The following is a 21,017-nucleotide window of genomic DNA, read 5'->3' on the forward strand; positions in this document are numbered from 1 at the left end:
GAAGGCATCTGGGAGACGCAGCGAACACTGCGTCAGGACCTCCGACCGGCAAAAAAACCACAGGGAGATTCGATGCCAGTTTACAGCATGACCGGGTATGCCAACGGCCAGAACGGCGCCGCGGGAGCCCCTGCCGACGCCGAAGCAAGACCGGTTTCCGCAGGCCGTCTCGGCATGGAGATCCGCTCGGTCAACAGCCGCTTTCTGGACCTCACCTTCAAGCTTCCCGAAGAACTTCGTCAGCACGAAACCGCGCTGCGTGAACTGCTCACGGGCCGTCTCAAGCGCGGCAAGGTCGAGGTCCGCGCGTCGGTCGAAAGCGCCGCCCTGTCCGGCATCGCCGAACCGTCGACACGGATGTTGCAACGCCTGAACGGCGTGCAGGACAACATCCGCGCCTGGCTGCCGAGCGCTCGCGAGCTCAGCGTCGCGGACATCCTGCGATTGGCCGGCAGCGACAGCAGCGCGCGCGGCGACTGGGGTGCGGAACTGGTCGAAGTGACGGAAAAGGCACTGACCAGCCTGATGGCGGCGCGCGAACGCGAAGGCGCTCGCCTGGCCTCGATGCTGAAAGACCATGTCTCGCAACTCCGTCAGCTGGCCACGCAGGCCGGCCCGCTGGTTCCCCAATTGGTCGAACAGCAGCGCACGCGATTTCTGGACCGCTGGAAAGACGCGATGGGACTTGCAGGCGGCGCGGGCGGTACGCTGCCCGAAGCGGCGCAGGACCGGGCCTTGACCGAAGCCACCGCGTTCGCGATCCGCATCGACGTCGCCGAAGAGCTGACCCGCATCGCATCCCACCTCGACGAGATCGAGCGCCTGCTCGGCAAAGGCGGCGAAGTCGGCAAACGGCTGGATTTCCTGATCCAGGAACTGCACCGTGAAGCCAACACGCTCGGCTCGAAATCGGCGGTACTGGAAATGACGCGCATCGGCGTCGACATGAAGGTGCTGATCGAACAGATGCGCGAGCAGGTCCAGAACATCGAGTGATTCAGATCAGCGGTACGCGCCGCAGCGGCCGCTCGAAGTAATCGCCCAGCGTTTCCAGCGCATACGGCTCCAGGATGCGCAGCTTGCCCTCGTCGATCTTGTGCAGCCCCAGGCGCTGCAGCCGCCGCAGCGTCTTGTTGGTATGCACCAGCGACAACCCCAGCGCATCGGCGATGTGCTGCTGGTTGAAAGGGAATTCGACCCAGCCGTCTTCCACCATGCCGATGCGCTCGGCGCGCCGGTACAGGTGGATGAGCAGCATCGCGATGCGTTCACTGGCGTTGCGCCGCCCCGCCGTGACCAGCTGGTCGTCCAGCATCTTTTCCTCGCGCGCGGCGAGCCATGTGATGTCGTAACCGAGCTTCGGCTGACGCTGGAACAGCGCCCACAGCTTGTCGCGTTCGAAAACACAGAAAGTGGCGTCGGTGGCGGCTTCGACGCCATGAGTGATGCCTTCGGCGAACTCGTCCTGAAGACCTATGAAATCGCCGGGAAGCAGGAAGTTGAGGATCTGCCGCCGACCGTCGGTCAGGGTCTTGTAGCGAAAAGCCCAGCCTGAGTACAGCGTGAAAAGCTGTGGGCTGCGGATGTGCTCTTCGATCAGCGCACGCCCGGCCGACACGAAGCGGCCGCCGATCCGGAACGACTCGATGGCGGCAACTTCCTCGGCCGTCGTTTTCAGGAAAGCCGCGTTGTTTCTCAACCCGCACTCGTCGCACGGATGTGCACAGTGCGGCGGCGGCTTCAGGGGGTTGTCCTCGCGTTTCACGGGCGGACTATAGATGGTCAAGACATGTCTTTTCACATTTCTTAAAAGGACCGAACTTCCTAGAATCCGCCGCTGCCTACCCACCAGCCGATGTCAGAGCTCCACGAAATTCTTTATTGCAGCGTCTTGTCGCCCTCGGAGCCGCCGCTCGTGGTCGGGCAGATCGTCGGGCAAGCACGGGCGCGCAACGCCGAGCGTGGCATCACCGGGCTGCTGGTATTCGACGGCTCGCGTTTTTGCCAACACATCGAAGGACCGCCGGACGCAGTCGATGCGCTGATGTCTCGCATTTCGCACGACCCACGCCATCTGGACGTGCGCGTGCTTTTCAGCGGCCAGCGCCTGGAGAGGCGCTACAAGCGCTTCGATCTGGGCTTTGCGCAGAGCGAAGACCCGGAAGACATGGCCGGCGTCCACGAGTTGCAGGGAACCCAGGCACTCGAACGTTTTCTCGTGCTGCGCCCGGGGTTCGACATCAACGGCTGATCGGGCTCGACTTTCTCAGCCTGCCGGGGATGCGATGTCCCAGCTGTAGGTCGCTCCATTGCGATCCCACGGTTCCAGCACGATGCGGTCGCCGGCGGCCACACGCAAGGATTCGCCGCAACCGAGGACGATGTCTTCCGTCGCCATGCTGACGGTGGCATCGCGCGTCACCCAGACCTTGCCCTGTCGCACCTGGAGCAGACGTGCGCAGTCGGCACGCAGGCTTGCCGCGCGACCGGCATCCAGACGAACCGAATTGCGGCGCGACGCTGCGATTGCGGCGTGGGTGGCGTTGTCGTCCGTCGCCGAACGCGATGCCGAAGCGGAACCGAGCGATGGTGAGGTGATGGCGACGGACATGTGAAGCTCCTGTTGGCGTTAACCGAAGTGCCTGGCAACTGCAAGAATTCGCGTAATCCACTGTGCGCTTCGGGAATGAATGATCCTGCGATCGGCATTCACGGTCCAATGAATTGCAGGTAGGCTACTGATTCCCGTTCGGCATCAATCTATGCAACATTCTCAAACCCACCTGCGCACGCGACCGATCTCCGCCGGACAGCTGCGCGCGTTCGAAGCCGTTGCGCGCCACCTCAATTTCCGCGCCGCGGCCGAGGAAATGGCGTTGACGCAGTCGGCCGTGAGCCGACAGATCCAGGCGATCGAGGAAGAAGTCGGCGCCAGCCTCTTCCTGCGCCACACGCGCGCAGTCGAACTCACCAGCGCTGGCGCTCAGCTTCTGCTGGCGGTGCAACAGGCGTTGCCGCGGATCGACGGCGCGGTACGGCAGATCCGCCAGAGTGCCGGACGCAAGAGCGTGTCGCTGACGACTTTTGCGTCTTTCGCATCGATGTGGATGATTCCGCGCCTTGAAGCCTTTCAGCGCGACAACCCGGAAATCGACATCCGGATCGACGCCAGCGATGTCGCCGTCGACCTGGACGTGGCCGACGTCGACATCGCGCTGCGCTACGGCGCGCGCGAAAACATGCCCGTCGGTGCGCAGCGGCTGTTCGGCGAAACGCTGACGCCGGTTGCCAGTCCGTGGCTCATCAAGAGCAATCCACCGATCCGCATGCCGGCCGACCTCGCCGGCTTCACGCTGATCGAGGCCGGCGACGCGCACCGGACCCATCTCGAGTGGCTGACGTGGACGCGGTGGTTTGAGGACAACGGCGTCGCGCGCTCCCAGCCGAAGCGATGGCTTTACTTCAACTACGCCTACCAGATGGTGCAGGCCGCGCTTACCGGCCAGGGCATCGTGCTGGCGCGAAGCTCGCTCATTGCCGAAAGCCTGGCAAACGGCGACCTGGTCGAAGTGCTGCCGCAGCACCGCATGGATTCGCCGATGGCCTATTGGCTGCTTGTCGGCCCGCGCAACGCGCTGCGCCCAGAGATCAGGGCCTTCTGCGACTGGCTGCAGGATCAGGCCCGCATCACCCGGGAAACCATCGGCGAAGTGCCGGACCCCGACACCATCGACTATCTGGATTGAAGCGCCGGCCGCTCAACCGATCGGCCAGACGACGCCGTTGTCGTTCAAGATGGCGTCGAGCGGCAGGTCGTGGGCTTCGGGCGTGAACTCTTCCAGATACCCCTGCGTGAATCCGAGCCCCACCGTGAACGGACGTGGCTCCAGCGCCGCAAGCGTGCGATCGTAGAAACCGCCGCCATAACCCAGCCGATACCCGCCAGCGCTGTAGCCGAGACACGGCACGAACAGCAGCGTCGGCACGATCAGCTCGGTGTCCTTCGGTTTGGGAATGTCATAGGCGTCGTTTTCCATCGGGCAGCCCGGGTACCAGGAATGGAAAGTCAGCGTCTTGTGGACGCGGTCGACCACGGGCAGTCCGATGCGCCGGCGATGCGGTTCGTCGAGCAATTCGCCGTCTTCCTTCCAGCGGTGCAGCGCCGGCAGCGGGTCGAATTCGCCCTTGATCGGCCAATACGCGCCGATCACGCTGTCGGGCCGGCCAACCAGCCAGATGCGCATCACGCGCTGCAATAAATCCGATCGCTGTCCGCGATCCGGCAGCGCCAGGCGTTGCTCGATCAGTGCGGCGCGCACTTGCGCCTTGAAGAAAGCGGCTGTCGCCTCGCGGCTTTCGTTCTCTCCCGCGTTCCCATCGTGTGCCTTGTCCATAATCCCCCGATGAAGTTCCTAAGCATTCTGGCACCCCGCCGCCAACTTTTCGGCGCACTGGCGCTTGTCCTTGCAGCACTTTCGCAACCTGCCTGCGCGCAGAGTGCCGGCGACGACGCCCTGCTGCAGATGAAACAGGCCTTCCAGAAGGGCGACAAGGCGCGTTTGAGTGCCCTGCTGCCCCAGACGCGCGGCAATGCACTCGAACCGTGGGCAGCGTACTGGGAACTCAAGGCACGGCTGCAGGAAGCAACCCCGCAGGAAGTCCAGGATTTCCTCAGCCGTTACGCCGGCACTTATCAGGAAGACCGCCTGCGCAACGACTGGCTGCTGCTGCTCGGCCAGCGTCGCGACTGGGACGGATTCGCAACGATCCATGTCGGATTCCGCATGCGCGACGACCTCCAGGTGCGCTGCTACGCCACGCTGGTCGACGTTCTGAAGACAGGCATCGCCACCAAGGCGCAGGTCGACGAAGTGCGCGACAACTGGCTGCGCCAGCGCGACGCCGACGACGGCTGCCTCACCGCAGCCGAGCGCCTGATCGCGTCGCGCGCCATGTCGAACGACGATGCCTGGAAGAAGGCGCGTCTGTCGATCGAGGCCAATCGCCCGAAGGCTGCCGGCGATGCGGTCATGCTGGTCGCACCCGATGCGATGCCGACTTTTGCGCAGGTCAATGCCAACGCCGGCAAGTTTCTCTCCGGCGCGGTCGTCGCCATCTCGCGTCCGCGGAAAGAGATGGTGGTGCTCGCGCTCATCAAGACCGCGATCGCCGATCCCGACATGGCAGCCTCGCTGCTCGACGGCAAGTGGGGCGCCATGCTGTCGAACGAGGAACGCAACTGGGTCTGGGGCGCCGTCGGCCGCCAGGCGGCGACCAAGCTGTCGCCTTCGGCCAGCACCTATTTCGCCAACGTCACGAAAGATGCCGATCTTTCCGACGACATGCTCGGCTGGAAAGTGCGTGCCGCGCTGCGCGCCGGTCAGTGGAAGGACGTGCAGACCGCCGTGCTGGCCATGAGCAAGTCCTCTCAGGACGACCCGACCTGGACTTACTGGCATGCCCGCGCACTCAACGCCATCGGCGGAGAGCAGCGTCGCGCCCAGGCCCGCGCACTGCTCGAGGGCATCGCCGGCACACGCGGCTTCTACGAACTGCTCGCGCTCGAAGACCTCGGCCAGCGCGCCGTCGTGCCGACGCGCCCCGCACCGCTCACCGCCGAAGAAAAGCAGGCCGCGCGCAACAACCCTTCGCTGGCTCGCGGCCTCTATGCCATCTCGATCGGTCTGCGCTCGGAGGGCGTCCGCGAATGGAACTACGCCACCAACCTGCACGAGAACGGCGGCATGGGCGACCGCGAACTGCTCGCCGCCGCCGACCTCGCCTGCCAGCGCGAAGTCTGGGATCGCTGCATCAACACCAGCGAGCGCACCAAGGGCGCGATCGACGTCGACCAGCGCTTTCCGATGCCGTTCCGGGAAACCGTGCTGCGCAAGAGCCAGGACATCGGCCTCGATCCGGCCTACGTCTACGGTCTGATCCGCCAGGAAAGCCGCTTCGTCATGGATGCGCGCTCCGGCGTCGGCGCGTCCGGTCTCATGCAGGTGATGCCGGCGACTGCGCGCTGGACCGCCAACAAGATCGGCATGGTCGGCTTCACGCCCAACCAGATCACCGACCGCGACACCAACATCACCATCGGCACCAGCTACCTGAAACTTGCGCTGGACGACTTCGACGGCTCGATGGCGCTGGCCGCCGCAGCGTACAACGCCGGTCCCGGCCGTCCACGCAACTGGCGGAACGGCCCGGTGCTCGATGCCGCGATCTGGGCCGAGAACGTACCCTTCACCGAGACGCGCGACTACGTCAAGAAAGTGCTGGCCAACACGACCAACTATGCGGCGCTGATCACCGGACAGCCACAGTCGCTAAAGGCCCGGCTGGGCCGCGTCGGTCCGCGCGACCAGCGCGAACCCGAGCCGAACAAGGACCTCCCGTGATCAGCCTCTATATCGGCAACAAGAACTACTCGTCCTGGTCGATGCGACCCTGGGTACTGCTGAAGCAGGCCGGTATCGATTTCGAGGAGAAGATGGTCCGCTTCGATTCGTTCGAGGCGGATTCGGAATTCAAGAAAACCGTGCTCGCCGTCAACCCGATCGGCAAGGTGCCGGTGCTGGTACACGACGGCATCGTCGTTTCCGACACGCTCGCGATCTGCGAATACCTGGCTGAAACGTTCCCCGAAAAGCAGCTTTGGCCCGCCGGGAGGCCTGCGCGGGCGATGGCGCGCAGCGTCTGTGCCGAGATGCATTCGGGATTCGGCGCACTGCGCTCGCATTGCCCTATGAACGTCGAGGCCGACCTCGCGCAGCAAGGTCGGATCGTGTTGCGCGACCAGCCGGGCGTGCGCGCCGACTTCGCGCGCATCGTCTCGCTATGGAGCGGTTTGCTTGAAACCAGCGGCGGCCCGATGCTGTTCGGCGATTTCTGCATCGCAGACGCCTATTACGCACCGGTCGCCTCACGCCTGCGCACCTACGCGCTGCCGGTGCCTGCCGTCATCGATGCCTACATCGACCGCCTGCAAACATTGCCGGGCGTCAGCGCATGGAACGATGCGGCTCGCGCAGAGCAGGATTTCGTGCCGATGGACGAACCCTACCGGGTCGCGCGCTGAGCCGCCCAGCCGCTGATCGGCTAAACCGCTGAACGTCAGAAGGTGTAGGTCAGTCCGATATAGGGAACGATCGGGTTGAGCTTGAGGCGTGTCTCGCTGGTCGCCACATCGCGTCCGGCCACCGAGGTGGTGAGCGTCGCCTTGGTCTTCAGCGGAATGTATGAGACCGACGCGACCATGCCCCAGTTCTTGTTGAACTTGTACGCCGCGCCGACGTTGAAGACCGGTGCGAAGGAACTGTCGAGATCGGCCGACGTGCGCGCCAACGCAGCCGGCGCGCCGATCTGTGCAGCGATGGCGCCTTGCAGGCTTTGCGCCAGCTCGACCTTTCGATAGAACACGTAGGTCGCACCGAGGCCGAGATAAGGACGGAAGGTCGCGTTGCTGTCGTTGAAGTAGTACTTGACCAGCACCGTCGGGCTCCATTGCCGCGCGGTGCCGATCTCGCCCAGCCGGGCCAGCGTGCCTTCGCCGGAAAGCTTGAACTTCGGCGGAATGCCGAGTTCCAGTTGGGTCGCCCAATGATCGTCGACGAAGTAGGTGGCGTTGACGCCCAGCGTGTCGGCATTGCCGACGCCGGCACCGGAGCCGGCCACCGTCCGGTTCACCGGCGAGGTGAAGCGCAACGGTTCGCTCGAATCCTGCGGCGCGAAGTGCAGCCACCCCGCACCGACCTGCCAGGAGCCCGCCTGCTGGGCAAATACGCTTGCAGAGCCCAGCGCCGCCACGGCGGTCAGCAGATAGATCGATTTTTTCATGTTGTCGTGTCCCCGGGAAAGTTGGATTGGGTGCGGTTTGCGAGTGCGCTCGACCGCCGGCGAAGTTTAGCGAACGATCGTGCTTTTTTGACGTTAGGACTATCCCTACACTCGCATGATGATGACGTATCTCGTAGGCGGCGCGATCCGCGATGCTTTGCTCGGCCGGTCGGGAAGCGACCGCGACTGGGTCGTCGTCGGGGCCACGCCCGACGCAATGACGGCGCAAGGATTTCTGCCGGTCGGCCGCGATTTCCCGGTGTTCCTGCACCCCGTCACCCGCGAGGAGTACGCGCTGGCCCGTACCGAGCGCAAAAGCGCGCCGGGCTACCGCGGCTTCGTCGTGCATGCCGCGCCGGAGGTGACGCTCGAAGAGGATCTCGCACGACGCGACCTGCGGATCAATGCGATCGCCTTGCCCGAATCGCTGGCAGCCGGCTGCGCGAACGGCAATGTCGACACGACCGCGCTCGTCGACCCGTTCGACGGCCAGGGCGATCTGCGGGACAGGTTGCTGCGCCACGTCACCGATGCGTTTCGGGAAGATCCGGTACGCATCCTGCGCGTCGCACGGTTCGCGGCTCGCTTCAGCGATTTCACCGTCGCACCGGAGACGATGACGCTCATGCGCGAGATGGTCGCGGCCGGCGAGGTGGATGCGCTGGTGCCGGAGCGCGTCTGGCAGGAACTGTCGCGCGGCCTGATGGAAAAGCAGCCGTCTCGCATGTTCGAGGTGCTGCGCGACTGCGGCGCGCTGGCCGTGCTGCTGCCTGAGGTCGACCGGCTCTGGGGCATTCCGCAGCCCGAAGCGCACCATCCCGAGATCGACACCGGCGTGCACCTGATGATGGTGCTCGACATGGCGGCGCAGCTCCAAGCGTCGCTGCCGGTCCGGTTCGCATGCCTGATGCACGACCTGGGCAAGGGCACCACGCCGGCCGATGTGCTGCCGCGGCACATCGGACATGAGCAGCGAAGTGCGAAGCTGCTGCGGGCCGTCTGCGATCACTGGCGCGTACCGGTCGAACTGCGCGAACTGGCGGAGGTCGTCGCGCGAGAACACGGGAACATCCACCGCAGCGGCGAACTCGGCGCAGCGGCGCTGATGCGGCTGCTCGAGCGCTGCGATGCGATCCGCAAGCCCCAGCGTTTCGATCAGGTGCTCGAAGCCTGCGAATGCGATGCGCGTGGGCGCCTCGGCTTCGAGGCGCGCCCGTATCCGCAGCGGCAACGGCTGCTTCGCGTGCTGGCGGCGGCACAGGCAGTCGAGACACGCGCGGTGGCGGAGCGGGCTGCGCAAGAAGGCGCCAAGGGTCCTCGGATCGGCGAAGCGGTCGACCGCGCACGGACCGCTGCAGTCGAAGCCATGCTTCGCGAAACGCCCGGAAACTGATTGCGGCATTGACCGACGCTGTATCGACCCTCGAAGTGCTAAGGTTTTAAGCAATGCAGACACCTCCACGCCTCACGTCCGACGCCGCTCTTTTTCTCGACTTCGACGGCACGCTCGTCGCACTCGCCGAGACGCCCGAGGCCATCGAGGTGCCTCCAGCCCTGGTGGCCCTGCTCACGGACCTCCATGAAATGCTCGGCGGTGCGCTGGCCATCGTTTCCGGCCGGCAAATCGATTCGATCGACCGGTTTCTCGCGCCGCTCAGGCTGCCTGCGGCTGGCGAACACGGCGTTCAGCGTCGCGATGCGACTGGCGACATGCATGAGCAGCACACGCCCGATCTGCATTTCGTTCTCGATGCCGTGAACGAACTGGCGGGCAAGTACAAAGGCCTTCTGGTCGAGCGAAAGCATGCGGCGATTGCGCTTCACTATCGGCTGGCGCCGGAACTCCAGGCGATTTGCCAGGAAACGATGACGCGCATCGTCGACGGACAGCCGCAGCTGGAGCTGCTCCATGGCAAGTTCGTCTTCGAGGTGAAACCCTTCGGAATCAACAAGGGCACGGCCATCGACGCGTTCATGCGCGAGGCACCCTTCGTCGGTCGCCGCCCGGTGTTCGCCGGCGACGACACGACCGACGAGACTGGTTTTGCGGTGGTGCAACCGCATGGCGGTGTGGCGATCAAGGTCGGCACCGGGCCGACGCAGGCATTGCACCGACTCGACTCTCCCCGCGCCGTCTACGAATGGCTGGTCGCCGCCCGCGATGCAGTCGAAGGAGGCGTTGCGTGAGTCGGCTCGTCGTCGTCTCCAACCGGGTTGCCGATCCGCGCAAGCCAACAGCCGGCGGACTCGCCGTCGCACTCGGCGAATCGCTGCAGCAGACCGGCGGGCTCTGGTTCGGCTGGAGCGGCACCATCGTCGAAGGCGGGCCGACCGGCGAAGGCGAGATGCACAGGCAGCAGGCCGGCAAGGTGACGCTGGCCACCATCGACCTCAGCCGCGACGACCACGACAGCTACTACGCCGGGTACAGCAACGACGTGCTCTGGCCGGTCTTTCACAACCGCCTCGATCTCGCCAATTTCGAGGCCGGTTTCATCGGCGGATACCGGCGCGTCAACCAGCTCTTCGCGCGCAAGCTGATGCCGCTGCTGCAGGAAGACGACATCATCTGGGTGCACGACTATCACCTGATCCCATTGGCCGCCGAACTGCGCGCAATGGGCTGCAAGCAGCGCATCGGGTTCTTCCTGCACATTCCGCTGCCGCCGCAGATCATCATGGCAGCGATTCCGCAGCATGAGTGGCTGGCGCGTTCGTTGTTCTCGTACGACCTGATCGGCTTCCAGGCGAAGCAGGACGTGCAGCATTTTGAGCACTACGTCGTCAACGAAGCGCATGGCGAGGCACTGGGCGACGACATGTTTCGCGGGTACGGCAAAACTGTGCGTTGCAGTGCATTCCCGATCGGCATCGATGTCGACGAATTCGCGGCGCTCACGCATGCCAAGGAATCGCGCGACATGTACGAGACCATGAAACGCGAATATTCGACGCGCCGCCTGCTGCTGGGCATCGACCGCCTCGATTACTCCAAAGGCATCCCCAACCGGGTCCGTGCCTTCCGCGAACTGCTTGCGAACTACCCGGAAAACCGCCGCAGCGCAACGATGATCCAGATTGCCTCGCCCACCCGCGAGAGCGTCGATGCCTACGCCGACATTCGCCGTGAACTCGAGTCGCTCTGCGGGGCGATCAACGGCGACTACGGCGAGCTCGACTGGATGCCGGTGCGCTACATCCACCGTGTCGTCGCCCGCAAGCGCGTGCCCGGTCTGTGCCGCGCAAGCGCCGTCGGTCTGGTGACGCCCCTGCGCGACGGCATGAACCTCGTGGCCAAGGAATACGTCGCTGCGCAGGATCCGGCGGATCCGGGTGTGCTGGTCCTGTCGCGCTTCGCCGGCGCGGCAGAGCAGCTGAGGGAAGCGCTGCTGGTCAATCCTTACGATACCCACGGCACCGCGGAAACCATTCAGCAGGCACTGCAGATGCCTCTGGAGGAACGGAAAGCGCGGCACCAGAAACTGCTACAGCGGATCCGCGAGCAGGACATTCACTGGTGGCGCAACAGCTTTCTCGATGCGCTGCGCGAAACGCCGTCCGAGCGCGACTGAGGCGACGACGGCAACCCGACTCCCCAAAAGTCCTGGTTCAGTCCAGAAGTGCAAGCGCAGCGTAATCGCCGACTTTTTCGCCCAGCCCGGCCGGCACGATATCCACGCCGCGCGTCAGCGGCGCCAGCTTGCCGTCGACGTGAGCCTGCAATCGGGGGACGAGGAATGCCTGGTTGTGCAGGAACACGCTGCCGCCCACGCTGATGCGCCGCAGGTCGAGCGTGACGATCAGGTTGTAAAGCAGGCGACCCATCACGCGGCACAGTTCGTCGGCGATCTCGACCGCCTTCGCATCGCCCATCACCGCAGCTTCGAAAAGATCGGCTGCCGAGAGGCCGAAACGACGCGCCACCGCATTGCCGGCTATCAGCGCTTCGACATCGCCCACGTTTCCGCAACCGCACAGCGCCTTGCTGTCATCGTCCGAAACGAAACTGTGGCCCGCATGACCGGCATTGCCGTTCTTGCCATGCAAAACGCGCCCGTCGACGCAGAGACCGACGCCGACGCCCGTGCTCCAGGTGACATAGGCGCAATCGTCGATACCTTGCAGCGCGCCCCACCGACGCTCGGCCTCGAGTGCGGCCACCGCATCGTTCTCGACACGCACATGCCTGAAGCGACGCGCAAGCGGCTCCTGGAGGGTTGCGGTCATCCAGTCGTTGGGCAAGCCCCGCGCGGGGCCGGCGATACCGCCGCAGATATTCGGCGTCGCCAGTTCGACGGCGCCGTTTTTCATCACGAACGGCCCTGTCGAAGAAATGCCGACCCGCTCGACCGAGGCAGCATCGACGCCCTGCGCTACACACACCTCGTCGATCAGCCGCATCACCTGTTGCGCCACCGCATCGTTCGCACCCGACTTTGCCGTCGGCTCGCTGATTCGGCCGAGCAGCGGGCTGCCGCTGTCCTTCGAAAGGCTCACGGCAATCTTGGTGCCGCCGATGTCGACGCAGGCTCTCATGTCTTCAGATCACATTCATCAAATCAGTTTGGCGACCAGGGCCGCGAGCATGCTCAGCACGACGGTGCTCGCGATCGGCACCTGCCATTCGCGACCGAACGCGTTGAAAGCGAAATCGCCCGGCAGTTTGCCGAAGCCGAACTTTCGCAGCCAGTTCGTCAGCCCGCTCATGAGCACCAGCGCAAGCACGGTGACGATCAACCAGCGAAACATCCGGCAGTCTAGGCAGTCAGCGCTTCGAGCGCCTGTCGGTGAAGTTCGCGTGTGGCCGCAGCCACGACGCGCCCGTCCGAGTTCAGGCCGAGCGCACGGCCTTCCCAGTCGGTGATCACGCCGCCGGCCGCTTCGATCAGCCCGGCCGGACCGAGGTAGTCATAGGGTTGCAGACCGGTCTCGACGACGAGGTCGATCGTGCCTCCGGCGAGTTGCGCGTAGCCGTAGCAGTCGCCGCCGAAACGGCGCATGGCGCAGCGCTTGCTCAGGCGGTCGAAAGCCTGCAGATCGGCGGCGTTGAAGATATCCGGCGATGTCGTGACGATGCGCGCCTGGGCGACGTCCGTGCAGCCGCTCACCTTGACAGCCACGCCGTTGCGCTCGGCGCCGATGCCGGCCTGCCCGAACCACCGCTCGCCGAGCACCGGCATGTCGACCATGCCGAAGACGACGCGCTCGTTTTCGAGCACGCCGATGAGCGTGCCCCAGAGCGGCGAGCCGGTGATGAAGCTGCGCGTGCCGTCGATCGGGTCCAGCACCCAGACGCGCGCGGCGTCGACGCGCTCGGCGCCATGCTCCTCGCCGTAGATTCCGTCCGCCGGAAGCACGGCACCGAGAATTTCACGCATCGTGGTTTCCGCGGCGCGATCGGCCAGCGTCACCGGGCTTTCGTCGGCTTTGGTGATGATGGCCAGCGAGGTGCGGAAATGCGCCATCGAATGCGCAGCAGCCGCATCGGCAAGCGCATGGGCAGTGCGCAACAATTCTGAAGTTGGATTCATGAGAGCCGATTAGACCCGAGCAGGCGGCGTACCGAAGGATGCCATCGGGGTGCCAGGTAAACTTCGCCGTCCTTATCCGTCTCCCCCATTACCCAAAGCAGCGAGCAGAGCGAAGCATGGACTATCCCGGCAATCTTTTCGTGGTCGCAGCACCGAGCGGCGCAGGCAAGTCGAGCCTGGTCAAGGCGCTGATGGAACTCGATTCCGCAGTCCAGCCGTCCGTTTCGCACACCACGCGCCCGCCACGCGGCCAGGAAAAACATGGCCGCGAATACTTCTTCGTCTCGCAGCCCGAATTCGACGCGATGGTGCTGGCCGACACCTTCGTCGAATGGGCCCATGTACATGGCCAGCGCTACGGCACATCGAAGCGCGCGATCGAGGAGCGCGTGGCGCTGGGCGCCGACGTCATCCTCGAGATCGATTTCCAGGGCGCGATCCAGATCCGGAAGACCTTCGCCAACGCGGTGCTGATCTTCATCCTCCCGCCGAGTTGGGAAGAATTGCGTTCCCGCCTGGAACGACGGGGCGAAGACAGCGCCGAAGTCATCCAGCTGCGCCTCGGGAATGCGGCCGACGAGATGGCGCGCGCGGGAGAATTCGACTTCGTTATAATCAACGAGTTATTTGAGCGCGCGCTTTTCGACCTGAAAGCCATCGTTCACGCGCAGCGGCTCCGGTATTCCGCCCAGCGCCGCGCACGTGCCGACACTTTTGCCGCATTGAACATTCCCTGAAAGAACACCATGGCCCGCATCACCGTCGAAGACTGCCTCGAAAAGATCCCGAACCGCTTCCAGCTGGTTCTTGCCGCTACCTACCGTGCGCGCATGCTGAGCCAAGGCCACGCGCCAAAGATCGACAGCAAGAACAAGCCAGCCGTGACGGCGTTGCGCGAGATCGCACAAGGCAAGATCGGCATCGAGATGCTCAAGAAGGTTCCGGGCTGATCAGAAATCAGCTGATCCCGTCACGCCGTAAGAAGCACCGCCGCGCGGTGCTTTTTTTACGCCCGGACACGACGGTTTTCATCGCACGCTAAAGTCATACGCATGAGTGCGGTCGCCAAGTCTCCATCCGAAGCCCCGAAGGGCATCCCGCGCCCGAGTCCCGCTGCGCTGAATGCGGCTGCCGCAAGCTTTGCCGCGTTGACGGCGCGGCTCGACTATCTGAGCGCCGAAGACACCGACCTGGTCCGGCGGGCATATCGTTTTGCCGACGAAGCGCATCTGGGCCAGTTGCGCAACAGCGGCGAGCCTTACATCACGCATCCCATCGCCGTCGCGGCGCAGTGCGCCGAGTGGAAGCTCGATGCCCAGGCCCTGATGGCCGCATTGCTGCACGACGCGATCGAGGACTGCGGCGTTACCAAGTCGGAACTGATCGAACGCTTCGGCGCCCCGGTCGCTGAGCTGGTCGACGGATTGACCAAGCTCGACAAGCTGCAATTCAACACGCGCGAAGAAAACCAGGCCGAATCGTTCCGCAAGATGCTGCTGGCCATGGCGCGCGACGTGCGCGTCATCCTGGTCAAGCTGGCCGACCGCACCCACAACATGCGCACGCTGGCCGATGCGCCGCGCGAGAAATGGGCGCGCATTTCAGGCGAGACGCTCGAGATCTATGCCCCGATCGCCTACCGGCTGGGCCTCAACCAGACATACCGGGAATTGCAGGAGCTCTCCTTCCGGCACATGAAGCCGTGGCGTTACGCCATTCTTTCGAAAGCCGTATCGAAAGCGCGCGGCCGACGACGCGACCTGATCCAGAAAGTCCAGCGCGAAGTCGAATCGGCGTTCGGCGAAGCCAGCATGTCGCTCAGGCTTGCGGGCCGCGAGAAGACGCTCTATTCGATCTACAGAAAGATGGAAGACAAACACCTGAGCTTTGCCCAGGTGACGGACATCTATGGTTTTCGCCTGATCCTTCCGAACGTGACCTCTTGCTACACGGGGCTTGGCATCCTGCACCAGATGTACAAGCCGCTGCCCGGCAAGTTCAAGGATCACATCGCGATCGCCAAGTTGAACGGTTACCAGTCGCTGCACACGACGCTGGTCGGTCCCGCGAGTGTGAACGTCGAATTTCAGCTTCGAACCGAAGCCATGAACGTGGTTGCCGAATCCGGTGTTGCCGCGCATTGGCTCTACAAGGCCGCCGAACCCAGCACTGCGAGCAGCGACAGGCTGGGAACCAAATGGCTGCAGTCGCTGCTCGACATTCAGGACGAAACCCGCGACGCCGCTGAGTTCTGGGACCACGTCAAGGTCGACCTGTTCCCTGATGCCGTCTACGTCTTCACGCCGAAAAGCCAGATCATGGCGCTTCCGCGCGGCGCGACGGTGGTCGACTTCGCGTACGCCATCCACAGCAACATCGGCGACCACACGTCGGCCGCCCGCATCAATGGCGATCAGGTGCCGCTTCGCACCGAGCTCAAGAACGGCGACGTCGTCGAAGTGATCACGGCGCCGGTGTCCACGCCCAATCCGGCCTGGCTCGGTTTTGTTCGCACCGGGCGTGCGCGCTCGAAGATACGCCACTATCTCAAGACGCTGGCACACGTCGAATCCGAAGGATTGGGCGAAAAGCTGCTAGCCCAGGCGCTGCGGGCCGAGGGCCTTGGCAAGCTGCCGGCCGACGATGCCGAACACCAGACACTCTGGGACAAGTTGCTGCGATTCACCGGCAGCCGCACGCGCGCCGAGCTGCTGACCGATATCGGCCTCGGCAAGCGTGTAGCCAGCATCGTGGCCAAGCGCCTGATGGCGTTGCTTGCCGAGCGAGGCGAAAAACCCGATGCGCTGATGCTCAGCCGCGAACGTTTCACGGCGCATGAAACCGTGTCGCAGGGCGCCGTATTGCTGGACGGCAGCGAGAACTCCTCGGTGCGCTTCGCTCTGTGTTGCCGGCCGATTCCGGGCGACGGAATCGTCGGCTACCTCGGTCACGGCGAAGGCCTGGTGGTGCACACCGACGCTTGCGGGGTCGGACAGCGACTGCGCTACAAGGACAGCGAACGTTTCTTCGCCGTCGAATGGGCGGACGATCCGGTTCGCTCTTTCGAGACAGGTGTCGTCATTACGGTGCGCAACGACAAGGGTGTGCTGGCACGGGTCGCGTCGACGCTGGCCGACGCCGAGGCCGACATCAAACATGTCGAGATGGCTGATGAAACGCCGCAGGATTCGACCGATCTTCGCTTCGTTATTTCGGTCCGAGACCTGGCGCACCTCGAAGCCGCGCTGCGCGCCGTCAAACGGACGCCGTCGGTCCTTTCGGCCGCCAGGACGGTGCCGATCGCCTGATGATTCAGGCTATCGGCGATTGAGCTGGCGGGGCCGGATAACGCACCGACATCACTTCGAGCTCATGCGTGCCCCCCGGCGTGGCGAGCTTGACGACATCGCCTTCGCGAAGCTTCAGAAGTGCGCGGGCGATGGGTGAAATCCAGCTGATCTGCGACTGGGTGCTGTCGGCCTCGTCGATACCGAGAATCGTCACATCGCGCTCGTCACCGGTTTCGTCGGCATAACGAACCGTTGCGCCGAAGAAGATCTGGTCGCTGCCGTGGTGTACCGACGGATCGGTCACCTCGGCGATTTCGAGCCGCTTCGACAGGAAGCGGATGCGGCGGTCGATTTCGCGCAGACGTTTTTTCCCGTAAAGATAATCGCCGTTTTCTGACCGGTCGCCGTTCTTGGCGGCCCAGTGCACGGCTTCGACGACCTTCGGACGCTCATCGTCCATCAACGTCAGCAGTTCGGCGCGCAGACGCGCAAACCCGCCTGGCGTCATGTAGTTCTTGCTTCCCGCGGGAATCGGAGGTGCGACGCCATCGAAGCCGTCATCGTCTTCGGAGTCGTTCTCCTTTGTGAATGCCTTGCTCATCGTTCTCAAATGCCCTCGAACAGCGTACCGACCAGGTCGAACACCAGACAGTTCGGCGCGCTTTTCCGAATCAGTCGGATCGACTCGAAAGCCTTCTCTATCGTGGCGAAACCCATCGGGCTCCTGGCCACCGCTTCCCCCTGAACCAGACGTAGCTCCCAGTACCAACGCTGGTTGATTTCCTTGAACACAACAAACTTCATATTTCCACCCTGTTGCTGCATCAAGTCACAAAAGTGAATTATTGTGGATAATGCCGCACGTAGGACGCCGCCTTGGAAATCGCCGGGCTTGCTGCTTACAGAACTCGATTTGCAAAGTTTGCGCAAAGGAAAAAGCCCCGGAACATTGCTGTTCCGGGGCTATCCGTTTGGTGCGGCTGGCAGGAATTGAACCCACGACCCCTTGGTTCGTAGCCAAGTACTCTATCCAACTGAGCTACAGCCGCTGAGCTTTCTAGTATAGCCTGCTTTTCAGGCCCTTTTAGGAACAAGCTGAGAAAATTTTCAACGCCTCTTGCCTAGCTCGATCTTCGCGATGGCGTTGCGATGGACTTCGTCGGGACCGTCGACGATACGCACCGTGCGCTGGTGCGCATAGGCTTCCGCAAGCCAAAAATCCTGGCTGAGCCCCGCTGCGCCGTGGGCCTGGATCGCCCAGTCGACGACCTTGCACGACATGTTGGGCGCGACAACCTTGATCATCGCGATCTCGGCGCGCGCAGCCTTGTTGCCGACCGTGTCCATCTTGTGGGCCGCATTCAGCGTAAGCAGTCGCGCCTGATCGATCATGCAGCGCGACTCCGCGATGCGTTCGTGCCAGATCGACTGCTCCGACAACGGCCGGCCGAAAGCGACTCGCGAACGCAGGCGGTCGCACATCATCTCCAGCGCGCGCTCTGCGGCACCGATCGAACGCATGCAATGGTGGATGCGTCCGGGGCCGAGGCGTCCCTGCGCGATCTCGAATCCGCGGCCTTCACCCAGCAGGATGCTGGACGCCGGCACGCGTACGTTTTCGAGCAACACTTCCATGTGCCCGTGCGGCGCATCGTCGTAACCGAGAACCGACAGATGACGCAGCACCGTCACGCCCGGTGCATCGCGCGGCACAAGGATCATCGACTGCTGCGCATGTCGCGGCGCTTCAGGGTCGGTCTTGCCCATGACGATGAATATCTTGCAGCGCGGGCTGCCGACGCCCGACGAATACCACTTGCGGCCGTCGATCACGTACTCGTCGCCTTCTCGCCGGATCGTGCACTGGATATTCGTGGCGTCGGACGAAGCCACGGCCGGCTCCGTCATCAGGAAACCGGAACGGATTTCGCCAGCCAGCAGCGGCACCAGCCATTCGTCCTTCTGCGCTTCGGTTCCGTAGCGCTCGAAGGTTTCCATGTTGCCGGTGTCCGGCGCCGAACAGTTGAAGACCTCGCCGGACCAGGATACGCGTCCCATGATCTCGCACAGCGGCGCGTAGTCGAGGTTCGAGATGCCGGGAACGCCGCGGTATTCGTGCGGGAGGAACATATTCCACAGGCCTGCCTCGCGTGCGAGCGGCTTGAGTTCCTCGATCAGCGGCGAAACCTGCCAGGGATTGCCCTGGCGACGGAACGCGTCCATTTCCTCGTTGTAACGCGCTTCGTTGGGATAGATGTGCTGGTCGAAGAACTGCCGCATGCGTTGCAGCAGGTCCTGGGTTTTTGCGGAAGGTTCGGCGAACATGGTGTTTCCTTGTTTCGTTGATCTGGATGCGCGTTGGAACGGATCAGATTCAACCATCAGGCATGCCGCCGCAGCGTCGCACTGGCGTCACTCGGACGCGCCCGGCGCCCGCCCATCCCGCGGTCGCGATTATTTTTTCGGATCTGCAGCAGCCGTCTCAGGCCACTGTTGGGGTACGCGGCGCAAGTTGTCAACCGAGTAACCCAGGGTCTTCAGCCGTGCGACTGCCGCCTGGTACGCCGGCTCCGGAATCTTCGGGGTGCGAGCCATGATCCAGGCGTAATCGCGGTCGCTGCGTCCGACGATCGTCAGCTGGTAGTCCTTGTCGATATCGACGATGACGTACTCCGCCTTGATCGGCCAGATGAACTGCATGCCCCAGACTGCATTGTTGGTGCCCGGAACCACGGTGCCCACCGGATTCATCGTCTTGAGTTCGCCATCGAATGCGCCTTCCCGGTAGCGGAATTTTGTCGCGATGCGGCCATCGGGGCTCAGGCTGTATGACTCCACTGCATTGAACGCGTCGCGCTCCGGGCGCGTCGGAATGTTGCCGATCACATACCAGTCACCCATGAACCGCTGCAGATCCACTTGCGGCGCAGGAGGAATCTTCGGGGTGGGAGACACGGCGCAACCCGCGATCAGAAGTGCTGCGACGGCTGCAGCGGCACCTGCGGCCAGAAGCAGCGGCCGGCTTGAGAAGGTCTTGGGTTTGGATGTGAATATGGATCGCTTCATCGGGACCTCGGGTCGATTGGTTTGATTGGTTCGAACACAACCTACAAGTGAGCGGGGCGGCAGCACGTCGGACAAGGACGGATGTGCGGCGCCAGGCAAGCCGGAAAGGCAAAAAGCCCAGGCCAGCGCGAACGCTGCCTGGGCTCCGAGGACTGACCGGCTTCAGTTGATGTTCGCGCCCATGGCGTGGAACGGCTTGCCCGGGACCTTGAACGTGCCGCCGTACTCGAAAGGCGCGTTGTTCAGCAGCTTGCAGCCGCCCTTTGCATCCGAGCATGCCTTCGAAGGGTCGTAGGTGTGCCAGTAGATCGGGCCGTACAGGAAGTTGTGGATGCCCTTGCCTGCGTAGTCGGCCACGCTCACCAGGTAGCTTTCAGTGCCGTGGTTGTCGGCGTCTTCGGTCGAGATCGGGTCGATCATGCGGCTTTCCTGCAGCGTGCGTGCCACCGAACCGCTGGTCAGACCAGAGTCGAAGCGCACCCACTGCAGCTTGCGGTCGCCACGCGAGGTGACAATGAGTTCCTTCTCGTAGCCGTTCGGGTAGATGTCCTTCATCGCCGAAGCCGCGTTGATGCCGTGCTCCTTGACATAGCTGATGGCGGTCGGATTGCGGCCCACGTCCACCGAGAAGCGCTCCGAGATGTCCGAAGGCGTACCGCCACCGGCCTGGTTCAGGTAGCCGGTGCCGAGGTCGAACACGCGCAGCTTGCCTTCCTGGGTGGCGATGAAAGCGCGGTAGGGCGCGGTCAGGCTGACCTTGACGGCGGTCGGGCGGTTGGCCAGATCGACCACCTTGATCACCGACGGCTTCTGGCTCGGGGCCACGTCGAAGGTGTAGGGCCACTGGGAAGCGCCGTTGCCACGATTCGCGATCATCGAGTTGAAGCCCGACTGCGACTGACCGAAATACTGCTGCTTGTAGTAGGCGAACAGCGGGCGCAGGTCGACGAAGGCGGCACGCTTCTCGGACTTCGAGATCACGACGGCGAAGCCGGTGCGAGCGTATGCGCTGGACAGGTCGCCGCTGAAGTAGCGCGCACGAACGTTCGCGTCGTCCAGGTCGGTGTCGTAATAGCGGCGAACGCGCTGGTAGTCGTCATTCGACAGACCCGTCGTCGCAGAGATTTCCGTCGGCGCCTTCAGTGTGTCCGGCAGATCGACGAAACCGACCAGCTTGATCTGGTTGTAGTTGCCCAGACCCGGCATGCCGGCATACGAGCGCTTCCAGTTGCCCCAGTTGCTGTCCCAGTTCGATTCGTCGTCCATCGTGCAACGCTGGCAACCGTCGCCC

At 63.7% G+C, this 21,017-nt stretch carries 22 protein-coding genes, 1 tRNA gene and 1 pseudogene; 11 read left to right on the forward strand and 13 right to left on the reverse strand.

Annotated features, from left to right (window positions below; all coding sequences use genetic code 11):
* Positions 1 to 72: 72 nt before the first annotated feature.
* The gene (locus tag ACSFA3_RS08305) at positions 73 to 996 is read left to right on the forward strand and encodes a YicC/YloC family endoribonuclease (RefSeq protein WP_435504887.1); all 924 of its coding nucleotides are present in this window, start codon (positions 73 to 75) and stop codon (positions 994 to 996) included.
* Between the two features lies 1 nt (position 997).
* Here ACSFA3_RS08305 and ACSFA3_RS08310 read toward each other — a convergent pair whose 3' ends face one another.
* A complete protein-coding gene (locus ACSFA3_RS08310; RefSeq protein WP_435504888.1) occupies positions 998 to 1,765 on the reverse strand; it encodes a Crp/Fnr family transcriptional regulator in 768 nt (255 codons plus the stop codon).
* A 90-nt stretch (positions 1,766 to 1,855) separates the two neighbouring features.
* Here ACSFA3_RS08310 and ACSFA3_RS08315 point away from each other — a divergent pair, with 90 nt between their 5' ends.
* Positions 1,856 to 2,251, forward strand: a complete 396-nt coding sequence (locus ACSFA3_RS08315; protein ID WP_435504889.1) for a BLUF domain-containing protein — start codon at positions 1,856 to 1,858, stop codon at positions 2,249 to 2,251.
* A 15-nt stretch (positions 2,252 to 2,266) separates the two neighbouring features.
* Here the strand turns inward: ACSFA3_RS08315 and ACSFA3_RS08320 are convergent, their stop codons facing one another.
* Entirely contained in the window at positions 2,267 to 2,611 is a 345-nt protein-coding gene (locus ACSFA3_RS08320) for a DUF2917 domain-containing protein (RefSeq protein WP_435504890.1), read from the reverse strand.
* A 151-nt stretch (positions 2,612 to 2,762) separates the two neighbouring features.
* Between ACSFA3_RS08320 and ACSFA3_RS08325 the strand changes: the two genes are divergently transcribed.
* Complete coding sequence (locus ACSFA3_RS08325) at positions 2,763 to 3,746, forward strand: LysR substrate-binding domain-containing protein (protein WP_435504891.1); 984 nt, start codon at positions 2,763 to 2,765, stop codon at positions 3,744 to 3,746.
* 12 nt (positions 3,747 to 3,758) lie between these two features.
* Here the strand turns inward: ACSFA3_RS08325 and ACSFA3_RS08330 are convergent, their stop codons facing one another.
* Positions 3,759 to 4,394: a 5-formyltetrahydrofolate cyclo-ligase gene (locus tag ACSFA3_RS08330; RefSeq protein ID WP_435504892.1), complete on the reverse strand. Its 636-nt coding sequence runs from the start codon at positions 4,392 to 4,394 to the stop codon at positions 3,759 to 3,761.
* Positions 4,395 to 4,403: 9 nt separating this feature from the next.
* On the opposite strand from ACSFA3_RS08330, the gene ACSFA3_RS08335 reads away from it, so the two are divergent.
* Together ACSFA3_RS08335 and ACSFA3_RS08340 are read left to right on the forward strand one after the other, a co-directional pair.
* Positions 4,404 to 6,401: a lytic transglycosylase domain-containing protein gene (locus ACSFA3_RS08335; protein ID WP_435504893.1), complete on the forward strand. Its 1,998-nt coding sequence runs from the start codon at positions 4,404 to 4,406 to the stop codon at positions 6,399 to 6,401.
* Positions 6,398 to 7,081: a glutathione S-transferase family protein gene (locus tag ACSFA3_RS08340; protein ID WP_435504894.1), complete on the forward strand. Its 684-nt coding sequence runs from the start codon at positions 6,398 to 6,400 to the stop codon at positions 7,079 to 7,081. Before ACSFA3_RS08335 ends, ACSFA3_RS08340 begins: the two co-directional genes overlap by 4 nt.
* Before the next feature lie 35 nt (positions 7,082 to 7,116).
* Here ACSFA3_RS08340 and ACSFA3_RS08345 read toward each other — a convergent pair whose 3' ends face one another.
* Entirely contained in the window at positions 7,117 to 7,839 is a 723-nt protein-coding gene (locus ACSFA3_RS08345) for an OmpW/AlkL family protein (RefSeq protein ID WP_435504895.1), read from the reverse strand.
* A gap of 118 nt (positions 7,840 to 7,957) precedes the next feature.
* Here ACSFA3_RS08345 and ACSFA3_RS08350 point away from each other — a divergent pair, with 118 nt between their 5' ends.
* The 3 genes from ACSFA3_RS08350 to otsA are packed head-to-tail and all read left to right on the forward strand — an operon-like array spanning position 7,958 to position 11,411.
* A complete protein-coding gene (locus ACSFA3_RS08350; RefSeq protein ID WP_435504896.1) occupies positions 7,958 to 9,232 on the forward strand; it encodes a multifunctional CCA addition/repair protein in 1,275 nt (424 codons plus the stop codon).
* 53 nt (positions 9,233 to 9,285) lie between these two features.
* Entirely contained in the window at positions 9,286 to 10,026 is a 741-nt protein-coding gene (gene otsB / locus ACSFA3_RS08355) for a trehalose-phosphatase (RefSeq protein WP_435504897.1), read from the forward strand.
* Complete coding sequence (gene otsA, locus ACSFA3_RS08360) at positions 10,023 to 11,411, forward strand: alpha,alpha-trehalose-phosphate synthase (UDP-forming) (protein ID WP_435504898.1); 1,389 nt, start codon at positions 10,023 to 10,025, stop codon at positions 11,409 to 11,411. Before otsB ends, otsA begins: the two co-directional genes overlap by 4 nt.
* 37 nt (positions 11,412 to 11,448) lie before the next feature.
* Here the strand turns inward: otsA and ACSFA3_RS08365 are convergent, their stop codons facing one another.
* The 3 genes from ACSFA3_RS08365 to hisN are packed head-to-tail and all read right to left on the reverse strand — an operon-like array spanning position 11,449 to position 13,370.
* A complete protein-coding gene (locus tag ACSFA3_RS08365) occupies positions 11,449 to 12,375 on the reverse strand; it encodes an ROK family protein (protein ID WP_435504899.1) in 927 nt (308 codons plus the stop codon).
* Between the two features lie 18 nt (positions 12,376 to 12,393).
* Positions 12,394 to 12,588, reverse strand: a complete 195-nt coding sequence (locus ACSFA3_RS08370; RefSeq protein WP_435504900.1) for a DUF2905 domain-containing protein — start codon at positions 12,586 to 12,588, stop codon at positions 12,394 to 12,396.
* An 8-nt stretch (positions 12,589 to 12,596) separates the two neighbouring features.
* Complete coding sequence (gene hisN / locus ACSFA3_RS08375) at positions 12,597 to 13,370, reverse strand: histidinol-phosphatase (protein ID WP_435504901.1); 774 nt, start codon at positions 13,368 to 13,370, stop codon at positions 12,597 to 12,599.
* Between the two features lie 116 nt (positions 13,371 to 13,486).
* Between hisN and gmk the strand changes: the two genes are divergently transcribed.
* From gmk to ACSFA3_RS08390, 3 genes are all read left to right on the forward strand, one after another.
* The gene (gmk, locus tag ACSFA3_RS08380; RefSeq protein WP_435504902.1) at positions 13,487 to 14,107 is read left to right on the forward strand and encodes a guanylate kinase; all 621 of its coding nucleotides are present in this window, start codon (positions 13,487 to 13,489) and stop codon (positions 14,105 to 14,107) included.
* Positions 14,108 to 14,116: 9 nt separating this feature from the next.
* Entirely contained in the window at positions 14,117 to 14,320 is a 204-nt protein-coding gene (rpoZ, locus tag ACSFA3_RS08385) for a DNA-directed RNA polymerase subunit omega (protein WP_435504903.1), read from the forward strand.
* Positions 14,321 to 14,422: 102 nt separating this feature from the next.
* Complete coding sequence (locus ACSFA3_RS08390) at positions 14,423 to 16,678, forward strand: RelA/SpoT family protein (RefSeq protein WP_435504904.1); 2,256 nt, start codon at positions 14,423 to 14,425, stop codon at positions 16,676 to 16,678.
* Positions 16,679 to 16,682: 4 nt separating this feature from the next.
* On the opposite strand, the gene greB is transcribed toward ACSFA3_RS08390, so the two are convergent.
* From greB to ACSFA3_RS08420, 6 genes and pseudogenes are all read right to left on the reverse strand, one after another.
* Positions 16,683 to 17,261, reverse strand: a complete 579-nt coding sequence (gene greB, locus ACSFA3_RS08395) for a transcription elongation factor GreB (RefSeq protein ID WP_435504905.1) — start codon at positions 17,259 to 17,261, stop codon at positions 16,683 to 16,685.
* 5 nt (positions 17,262 to 17,266) lie between these two features.
* Positions 17,267 to 17,464, reverse strand: coding sequence for a YegP family protein (locus tag ACSFA3_RS08400; protein ID WP_435504906.1), 198 nt, complete (start codon positions 17,462 to 17,464; stop codon positions 17,267 to 17,269).
* A gap of 168 nt (positions 17,465 to 17,632) precedes the next feature.
* Positions 17,633 to 17,709 (reverse strand) — tRNA-Arg (locus ACSFA3_RS08405).
* A gap of 58 nt (positions 17,710 to 17,767) precedes the next feature.
* Entirely contained in the window at positions 17,768 to 18,985 is a 1,218-nt protein-coding gene (locus ACSFA3_RS08410; protein ID WP_435504907.1) for an acyl-CoA dehydrogenase family protein, read from the reverse strand.
* Between the two features lie 129 nt (positions 18,986 to 19,114).
* On the reverse strand, positions 19,115 to 19,726 hold the full coding sequence (locus ACSFA3_RS08415; protein WP_435504908.1) for a lipocalin family protein: 612 nt from the start codon (positions 19,724 to 19,726) through the stop codon (positions 19,115 to 19,117).
* A gap of 162 nt (positions 19,727 to 19,888) precedes the next feature.
* Positions 19,889 to 21,017: pseudogene (locus tag ACSFA3_RS08420) on the reverse strand (hypothetical protein); the annotation flags it as partial.

Source organism: Variovorax glucosi, assembly GCF_051216695.1.
Taxonomy (GTDB): domain Bacteria; phylum Pseudomonadota; class Gammaproteobacteria; order Burkholderiales; family Burkholderiaceae_C; genus Variovorax.